Source organism: Flagellimonas sp. S3867 (assembly GCF_014698935.1).
GTDB lineage: Bacteria > Bacteroidota > Bacteroidia > Flavobacteriales > Flavobacteriaceae > Flagellimonas.
The window spans coordinates 1-8,674 of sequence record NZ_JACVMN010000007.1 but is presented as its reverse complement, the minus strand read 5'-3'; the positions used below and the strand labels follow the sequence as shown (position 1 = coordinate 8,674).

10 protein-coding genes are annotated in these 8,674 nt (G+C 33.8%); all 10 read right to left on the bottom strand.

All coding sequences use genetic code 11. The features are described 5' to 3' along the window. Positions 1–115: 115 nt before the first annotated feature. Positions 116–409 carry a hypothetical protein gene (locus tag IAG46_RS17490; protein ID WP_190811690.1) on the bottom strand — a complete coding sequence of 98 codons (294 nt, stop codon included), beginning with the start codon at positions 407–409 and terminating at the stop codon, positions 116–118. Positions 410–466: 57 nt separating this feature from the next. Further along, entirely contained in the window at positions 467–940 is a 474-nt protein-coding gene (locus IAG46_RS17485) for a DUF695 domain-containing protein (protein ID WP_190811689.1), read from the bottom strand. A gap of 180 nt (positions 941–1,120) precedes the next feature. Then, complete coding sequence (locus tag IAG46_RS17480) at positions 1,121–1,660, bottom strand: dihydrofolate reductase family protein (RefSeq protein ID WP_190811688.1); 540 nt, start codon at positions 1,658–1,660, stop codon at positions 1,121–1,123. 99 nt (positions 1,661–1,759) lie between these two features. Next, entirely contained in the window at positions 1,760–2,245 is a 486-nt protein-coding gene (locus IAG46_RS17475; RefSeq protein ID WP_190811687.1) for a hypothetical protein, read from the bottom strand. A 272-nt stretch (positions 2,246–2,517) separates the two neighbouring features. Beyond that, positions 2,518–3,258, bottom strand: coding sequence for an isoprenylcysteine carboxylmethyltransferase family protein (locus IAG46_RS17470; protein WP_190811686.1), 741 nt, complete (start codon positions 3,256–3,258; stop codon positions 2,518–2,520). 100 nt (positions 3,259–3,358) lie between these two features. Continuing rightward, a complete protein-coding gene (locus tag IAG46_RS17465; protein WP_190811685.1) occupies positions 3,359–4,228 on the bottom strand; it encodes an AraC family transcriptional regulator in 870 nt (289 codons plus the stop codon). A 92-nt stretch (positions 4,229–4,320) separates the two neighbouring features. Beyond that, positions 4,321–4,731: a hypothetical protein gene (locus IAG46_RS17460; RefSeq protein ID WP_190811684.1), complete on the bottom strand. Its 411-nt coding sequence runs from the start codon at positions 4,729–4,731 to the stop codon at positions 4,321–4,323. Between the two features lie 201 nt (positions 4,732–4,932). Next, positions 4,933–6,411 carry a serine hydrolase gene (locus IAG46_RS17455; RefSeq protein WP_190811683.1) on the bottom strand — a complete coding sequence of 493 codons (1,479 nt, stop codon included), beginning with the start codon at positions 6,409–6,411 and terminating at the stop codon, positions 4,933–4,935. 158 nt (positions 6,412–6,569) lie between these two features. Continuing rightward, positions 6,570–7,241 carry a hypothetical protein gene (locus tag IAG46_RS17450; protein WP_190811682.1) on the bottom strand — a complete coding sequence of 224 codons (672 nt, stop codon included), beginning with the start codon at positions 7,239–7,241 and terminating at the stop codon, positions 6,570–6,572. Positions 7,242–7,377: 136 nt separating this feature from the next. Next, entirely contained in the window at positions 7,378–8,481 is a 1,104-nt protein-coding gene (locus tag IAG46_RS17445) for a serine hydrolase (RefSeq protein WP_190811681.1), read from the bottom strand. Positions 8,482–8,674: the final 193 nt, after the last annotated feature.

The window sequence follows — 8,674 nt, the reverse complement described above, 5'->3', positions numbered from 1 at the left end:
CACACTCTTGTTTTTTATTAGATGAAATATTGTTACACAAATTAAGACAGCGACCAAAACCACAAAAGCGATTTTATCAACTTTTTTAGCATTTTTTAGAAATTGCATTATCGTTTTATTGAACTTTGGTGATTTCACTCTTCACGTTATCTGGCACATTAATCCAGTTTGTATCGTCTGTTAAATAAAGTTCACAAAAACATTCTTCTTCGACAACTTTAAGTATATGATTGTACCAATGCACATAAGTCCAATCTGTGGGCTTTGGTGAATAGAGAGTTTGTTTTTCTTGATTCCAATGCACTTGTTTTGCAGTACGATATACGAGTGTGAACTTTTTCATATTCGGGCTAATATGTAGGCATCCTAGGCTATCGATTTCGACTTTTATTATTCTATCTCTATCCAACTATTGAATCGTTTTATTGAACTTTAAAAGATTCTTTTTTACAAGACAATCCAAGATTTATTCATTCCCCATAAACGGTTCCACTACATTCCAATTTTTATCTTTTAACAGTTCGTGCCTAAAAGATCTTAGTGAGTTTTCTTTTCTAGCCTTAGTATTTAACCATTTTTCAATTTTGCTTTTATCCTTGGTGTACAGGTAAATGCTCAATTCTTGATCATTAAAAATGTGTCCCACATTGTGCGTAGGACTAACTTTGGATATTTCTTCTACTAGTTCATCTTCAATTTGATTGGCGAGCCCAGTTTCTTCTTCATTTGGTAATCCATTGGGGTTGCAATTTTCAGGGTTAAGACTAATTATCACAGTCAAACTCCATGGAAACTTGGATTTATCTGTATAAACCCTATAGCCCCTATTAAAACCGCCAATTGCAATACTACCATCTGAATACCTAGCTTTAATTACACCTAATTCTTCTTCTGGGTAGGTCATCTGAAACTCTTCTTCTGCCTTCTGCTTACAATTCATGAAGACTATGATTATAGCAAGACTTAATATTTTGAAACTCTCTCTCATAAATTTTTGGATGTTGGTAACGGTCAATCCTTTATTTGAACTTTGTAACGTCTTCGCTATGAAATGTAGCCAAAACATTCCATCATAGCCACCCTTGGCTATATTTTATAGCTCTTGTTGGCATTTCGTATTTTATTTCTTTCGTTTGTAATGATTCTGTGTCACTTGGTTCAGAAACGTTTTTGTTCCAATCAGCTCGAAATTTAGTTGATTCGGAAGTTCAGAGAATAAAGAAGAGCCTCCACCTAATAAAATTGGAATGGTTGTAAGTATCATTTCATCTATTAAGTCTTCTTTTAGAAAATTTCTTATCGTGGTTCCTCCGTCAATGTATAATCTGTTAAATCCCTTATCATGGATATGGTCTAAAATTTCAGTTAAAGTTCCCTTAATTAAAAATGCTTTTCCTTTATGGCTTTCAGGTATTTCTTTTAGCTTATTGCTCAAAACAAAGACTGGTTTATCATATGGCCAATCAACATCAAATCCGAGTACGGTTTCGAATGTCGTTCTTCCCATAACTAGTGCATCAATAGCGTTGTTGAATTTAACGTATCCCATATCGTCATTATCCGGATTTGGAATAGAATATAGCCAATCTATTCCGCCATTTTTATCTGCGATATAGCCATCTATACTTGAAGCTATGAATACACTATTTTTATTAGTCATTATTTAATTTGCTTATATGAATGCCAACTTGTTTATATGGATGTAAAATACATCTATATACCTGCATATGGGAATATAATCGATGTATTTGATAATCCTTTATTCAAACTTTAATTCTTTCGGTATTTCATTTGAGATATATTCTTCAACCAAAATTTTGTCTTCTAGATTCTTTAATATCAATAAATCATTGTCTTTATGTGAACTATATCTCAAGAGATACTTGGTTTTTCCACTCCTGTTCAATTCAACAAAACTAAAATTATCCGGGTTGATGCTGTTACTAATCAGCTCTTCACTTCTAGCATTATCCAATATCTTTTTCAACAAGGAAATTTTTCCCTTCTCAATATCGATTTGAATCTCAGAATAATAAAACCATGCAGCAAATCTGAATGGCGTGTAAAACACTGCACTTAATATTCCAACCACCAATGCACCTATCCATCCGATAATGAAAAAAAGAATCACAAAGCTAGAAGTAGGTAATATTACAATCTCTTTCCAATTAATTGGAATCCTATCACTAATGATATGTACTTTACCTTTCTCCTTAATTGAAAAGTAATTTTTTATATCATTCATGCTATGTGTTAAGGTCTATTGTTTATTTGAACTTTCAACGCTTCGGCTATGGCAAGTAGGGCGGGTACGCCGTCTGCGATAGCAGCGGGCGAGTTGATGTGCTGGCATCGTTTCCGTCTGCGCTGGTAGTCGGAGCTTTTTGTTTTGTATTTTTCTTTTTTATATCAAATGCCAAATCCTAAAGATTTGGCGGACTTGGCAAACACCCAAGCATTTAAATTTAACACTTTATGCCCTATTTGCTATAGGCATTGTTGGCAATAGTTTTTTAATCAATCAGTTTTTCTTTTTGTAAAAGGTATCATCATAGGTGTTTTCTTCATATATGCTAAATATTTAGATTTAAAACTTTCCTTTAAATCTTTTTCTTCATAAAGAGCTCCAATGAAGAAATACAAAGTCAAAAGAACAGCGAATACTAAATGTGTTGCTGACATCACTGGTGTAAACCATAGTCCCATAATGCCACCTAAGTACAACGGATGCCTTGTATATTTATAAAATGAAACCACTTTAAATTCTAATTCAGTATATGGTTTATTTAATAGTTCTAAATAGGTTTGTCGTAGACCAAATAAATCAAAATGATTGATTAGAAAAGTACTTGCAAATAAAATTACCCAACCTAAAAAAAATAAAACGTACATAGTATAAAATAGAATACTTCCTTCTTCAATTGTCCATATGTTACCACCAATTGGTTCCCAGTTCCATATGAGAACAAAGAGCAAAATACCTGCTTGAAGTACATAGGTACTTCTTTCTACGGGTCTTGGAAGAACTTTAGTAATCCAATTTTTAAATGATTTTCTAGCCATTACGCTATGCGGTACTGCAAAAAGTAATACCAGTGCAAGATTTTTTAAAAGCGCGTAATAAAATGGGACTTCAGGATTTCTGTCGATTGATATTTCCGGAATCAAATGACTTATCGATAAAATCCAAAATAATAGAGAAGCAAAGCCAATACAATAACAGATAATTGAGTAGACTAACATGAATAGTTGTTTCATAATATTTAGTTGAATTAATAATGACTCAAAATTCAATTAAATAAGCGACTACAAATTTGCTGAGCTGTCCTAAAAATATTCTCTAAAGCTCAAAAGTAACCTACGAACTAACATTTAGTTTCTTAAACTGATTTGGGGGCAACTTGTATTTTTCTTTAAAGGCTCGAATAAAATGAGATGTATTCTTAAATCCACTATCATAACAAATTTCATTGATGTTCAATTGGGTGTTAATGAGTAGCATTTTACTGTAAGTAAGTCTTCTATTAATGAGCCACTTTGATGGTGAGGTTTCAAAACACTTTTTGAAATCTCTCTTAAAACTTGAAAGACTTCGCCCCGATAGTTTTGCAAAAGCTTCGATTGGAAGATCATATTGAAAGTTAGCATTCATAATATTTTCAATACTAGCCTTCTTTTGATTTGAGATCTCGAGCAATAAATTTTTAAATGCGCTATTGTTTTTATTAAGGGTTATATTGTAAATCAATTCTTTGAATTTTAGCTCCACAAGTTCAGCCGGAATAGCTTCATTCATTGTCAGATATTGTAAAATACTCTGTATTAAAATCTGGAACGAACTGTTGGTCTTAATTTTTAATATGCCATCTTCTGTAACTTTGTTTTGAGAAGCTCTTGATGATAAATGATTTTGCAAAGTAAATTTTCTGATGAACTCATCATTCATAAAAAAGAGCATAACGCAATAGTCTTCTTCAAGATATTGCTTTGTAGCATACACCCCTTTTTTAACAAATAGTGTATCCCCTGCAGTAAGACCATAGGTTTGTTTAGGAGTTATCCAATCTTTACGACCGCTAATAACGTATGTGATTAAGTGAGATTTAGTCCATAGTTGAAATTTTTCAACATTTAATGGACATTTATATTCCACCAAAAGAAAGTCATTTCCAATATGCTTATTGAATTTGGGATGTTTTTTGAAAAAATCATATACATCTATTGTCATAATCTTTCAAAAATATTCTAGTTCAATATATGCATATAAACTATTGAATTCAATATCATATTTTTTCTATTTCAATTATATTTATAGTAGTGTTAGACTAAATTGAAATTATTACCAACTTGTTTATATGGATGTAAAATACATCTATATACCTGCATATGGGAATATAATCGATGTATTTGATAATCCTTTATTTGAACTTTCAACGACCCGCTAAACGTAGTTCCGGGATTTTTGTGGAAATATAGTAAAATCGTTCGACTGTCGTGTGCGAAGCTGTCCTGACTGGGTTGCCGGGTCTCGCATTCGACAGTCTGCCAAGAAGGCCGCCTGTCGGCCGTATCTTGTCGATTTTGCGGTATTGGGAACAAAAATTTCGGGGCCAAATTACTTTTAGCCACTGTTGGTGCACCACGGGGTTTGGATTGTTTGCCCCGTGCTTGGTTTTCCCTCGATGGGCAGCTAAGGGCTGTAATTTGGTTTAGCGGGTCGTTGGAGGACATTTCTTTTGGGGCGGGAGTGCATGGCACGTAGCAACAAAAGTCGGCTTTAGCTGAATGTGCTCCAACGGTCTCGTGTATGAGTAGTAGCGAATTACTACTCACCAACCCTTTTGGTATTGGACTGACCTTTGTTTTATGTTTATACTTTCGTCTTATCACTTTAACCGCTATTACTTATACATGTTGTTGCCAGTGGTTTATTCATTGTTTTTTTACAAATTCTACTGGTTCGGTTTGAAGATTCATTGTAAAATATGATATTTCTCCACTTTCATTCATTTTAAAATTTATTGCAAATTCTGGATTAAAAATATCTGAAACGTCTTTCGATGGTTTCATCACGAATATATCGTAGTGTAAGTGTTCCAAGAAAAATTTATATGTAGGGTAGATAGCATAAAGTTTACCATTCTCTAATACTACTTTAATATTTCCATACCCTCTATTTTCATATTCACCAACATATGATGCTAATGATTTTGAAGGTGGTTTTTCGTTACTAATTGATTCAATCATATCACTTGGTTGATAAATATCCGTGACCACAACAGGATAATCGTTTACCTGTTTTTTGTTTAACATTCTATTTTGAACGATATCAGCAATGATGTAAGGTAATATAGAGTCATCTTGATTAACCAATACCGTGACTCCAAATTTTCTAAATGGATATGTTACTACCAGCGTAGAAAATCCAGATGTATTGCCACCATGTTGCAATCTGTATTCACCATCTCTTGTTTCAACTCTCCAACCCAATCCATAGCCTTGAAAAAAAAGGGTTGGTTCATCATCACCATCTCTAGAATTATGAAACTTTCTAGCTTTCTTTATGAAGTTTTCAGGAAGGACTTGAGCATTTTTATACTTGCCATTATTTAACCAAACCAACATCCAATTTGAAAGGTCTTTTGAAGTACTTCTAATTCCACCAGCCGGTTTGTAGTCATGATACTCTTCAAAATTTACTTGCTTAATTTCGTTTTGATAAAGTCCGTAACCTAGAGCATAATTATCCGTTTTCTTGGCATTCTCTAAATTGGTAAAAGAACTCGTCATTTCCAATGGCTTGAAAATTTTGTTTTGTACGTTGTTTTCCCAACTCTCTTTTGTAACTTCTTCAACAATTGTACCTGCAACAGTATAGGCAAGATTGCTGTAAAGATTACTTTCCTTCACTTTTCCTTCGGGTTTTATGTATTTTAGTTTTTCCATGATTTTAAGTCGGTTGTTTTCAGGAAAAAGAACCAAAGTCCCGTTAACATTTCCCAAACCGCTTTTGTGAGAAAGCAAATCTGAAATTGAAATTGATGCATTCATCTCAGTGGTACTAAACTGCAAAGTTGGTATATATGCAGAAGGCCTGTCAGTCAGTGAAATTCTATTTTCTGATTCTAACATACCTAATAGAGTGGCGGTAAACGCCTTAGAGCATGAGGCAATTGGAAAGACAGTATTTTCAGTAATTGGCTTTTTACTTTCTAAAACTCTATAACCAAAACTTTTGTTATAAAGAATTTCGTCATTTTCCACTATGGCGATAGATAAACCAACAGCATTGTATTCTTCTATCCAATTTGTAATCTCTTGTTCCAGTCCCTTTAGACGCTTGTCATTAGATTGACCAAACATGGAAGTGTATATTGTCACAAAAACGATAGTTAAAATGCTTTTTTTCATTAGGGTTGTTTTCGATTTTTTGTTCAAATTACTGGCAACGGTCATGTGTATGATTAGTTGCGGACTTTTCCAACGGAAAATGTCCGCCTGACTCTAAAGATAATTGATTGCAGGAATTTCCAAGTGGAAATTCCGCCCGCAATTAATTATACACCGTGTTAGCTAACGTATTTATTGATTAATTCAATTATTAGAATCCGTTTGACCAAATAATGACTAAAATCAGGGTTATGGTTTAGAATCATTTCACAAAAGAGCCTACTGTCCAGATCTCCCAGCATAAATTTTTTGTTGTAGTACTCATTTATTAATGGACTGTGGTCTTTTACTTTTTCAAGCGCTTTCATATATGTCCCTCTGTGATTTAAATATTCCCACTGCAATGCTTCGATTTTTAGTGAATCGGGGTTATCCACATACTTTTTTGGAAGTCCTCTCATTCCATTCTTTTGGACCCCATCTTTCGAATTGTAAACTAATCTCACTGATAATCCGCCATCTTCATTAATCCAAGTGGAGTCCACTTGAGAGAAAACTTCGTTCCAGACTTGAGTTTTTTTGAATTGCTGAAAATCCAATTCTTGATTTTTAATTAATTCTATGGCCCCTTTTTCAAAGCAATCTCGAGTGAGACTACGATAGTTATTTGAAAGACTTTTGGAGTCAAAATTTTTGTCCAGAACCTGATTTTCGAAATAGTCAACGATATTGGTCAAATCCACAGAGTTTTGTGCTCCGAGCACTTGCTCAAAGTCCGAAATGCTCTTCTTGCTCGAACTGCAACTGAAAAGCACAGAGGCGAATAATAAAGTCCAAAAACCTTTTTTCATATGTTAGCTAACAATTGTATATGATCATTGATCATATATCAATTATACGTAGAGTTGTATTAATGTTACTATTCGAATATTATTCATTTGTAAATGGTTATCCTTTTTTTGAACTTTTATTATTCTTCAGCACCTATTACTCAAGTGTCTTCATAAGCTCTGGACATAAATTCATCACCTTGTTAGCCAATTTGCCCAGGGCAGATATATTGGATAAAATGATAACCCCGTTATCGGTTTCAGTATCGATTATCATAGAAGATGTATATCCTCCGGTACCTCCATTATGCCAATACCATGTGGCTCCCGATTCTACTTTCACAATGCCCCACGCCAAGCCAGTAGAAAAGTCATCCGTTGCTTTGTGAAAAGAGGTTCTGGTCAAGCCAAGTACTTTATTGCTATCGTCGAAATGGGCGATGGCAAACTTGGTTAAATCCTCTGTGGTAGAAAGAATTCCACCTGCTCCCATTAATATTGACATGTCCCAATTGGAAACTTCTTGACCGGTATCATTAATGCCTATAATCAGCCGATCCTTTATATTGGGTCTAACTGTTGTTGAATTGCCCATACGGTACCTGTCAAATATTTTGGTTTGAACCAAGTCTCCATAGGTTGAATTATCAATTTTGCTTAAAACGAAACCAAGTAACCCAACTCCTAAATTTGAATATTCGGATTTAGTACCTGGATTTGCTATCATAACAAGCTTTTTTGAGAGATCAAGTTTTAACTCTTCCTCATCATATTCCTTATATGGATTTGTCAAATCGAGGGAAGGGGAGCTTAAACCTTCTGGCAACCTTGGGAGTCCAGACGTATGGGTGGCGAGTTGTTTGAAGGAGATTTTGACGTTGTCCTTAATTGTGAAATCTAAAAAATCATTGATATCATCGTCAAGGCCGACTTTACCCTCGACAACAAAATCAGCAAGAATCGTTGTCGTAAATACTTTAGTGATAGATCCAATTTCGAATACCTTATTGTAATTTTCTATGGTTAAAACAGAATCGTTCTCCTTTATTATGCCAAAATAATTGGCTTTCCCATTACTAATAATTGCTATTGAAATTTGTGCTTTATTTGGAAATGCTTTGACTTTTTCAAATATCAAATCAGATTGTTTTTTTGTCAAGCCATTTCCATGTTCAACCTGATCATTTACAACTTCCTGTATTTGACCATTTCCAATGTTAAACGTCAAAAGGATAATTAATGTAAAAAAGTAGTTTTTCATGGAATTATTTGAAATTACTGAAAGCGAGGAGGGTTAATAATATACATCATATGGCCAAATTAAGAAATCGTTTGTTTGAACTTTGATAATGTTGCTTTTAATATTCTCAGGGATATTAATCCATTTTGTTTCTTCTGTTAAATAAAGTTCACAAAAACATTCTTCTCTGACAACTTTAAGTATATGATTGTAC

Excerpts from the sequence above, each read along its gene's own strand:
- IAG46_RS17465 (WP_190811685.1), bottom strand. The coding sequence starts at position 4,228 with ATGACAATAGATGTATATGATTTTTTCAAAAAACATCCCAAATTCAAT.
- IAG46_RS17445 (WP_190811681.1), bottom strand. The coding sequence starts at position 8,481 with ATGAAAAACTACTTTTTTACATTAATTATCCTTTTGACGTTTAACATT.
- IAG46_RS17470 (WP_190811686.1), bottom strand. The coding sequence starts at position 3,258 with ATGAAACAACTATTCATGTTAGTCTACTCAATTATCTGTTATTGTATT.
- IAG46_RS17480 (WP_190811688.1), bottom strand. The coding sequence starts at position 1,660 with ATGACTAATAAAAATAGTGTATTCATAGCTTCAAGTATAGATGGCTAT.
- IAG46_RS17460 (WP_190811684.1), bottom strand. The coding sequence starts at position 4,731 with ATGTCCTCCAACGACCCGCTAAACCAAATTACAGCCCTTAGCTGCCCA.
- IAG46_RS17485 (WP_190811689.1), bottom strand. The coding sequence starts at position 940 with ATGAATTGTAAGCAGAAGGCAGAAGAAGAGTTTCAGATGACCTACCCA.
- IAG46_RS17475 (WP_190811687.1), bottom strand. The coding sequence starts at position 2,245 with ATGAATGATATAAAAAATTACTTTTCAATTAAGGAGAAAGGTAAAGTA.
- IAG46_RS17450 (WP_190811682.1), bottom strand. The coding sequence starts at position 7,241 with ATGAAAAAAGGTTTTTGGACTTTATTATTCGCCTCTGTGCTTTTCAGT.
- IAG46_RS17455 (WP_190811683.1), bottom strand. The coding sequence starts at position 6,411 with ATGAAAAAAAGCATTTTAACTATCGTTTTTGTGACAATATACACTTCC.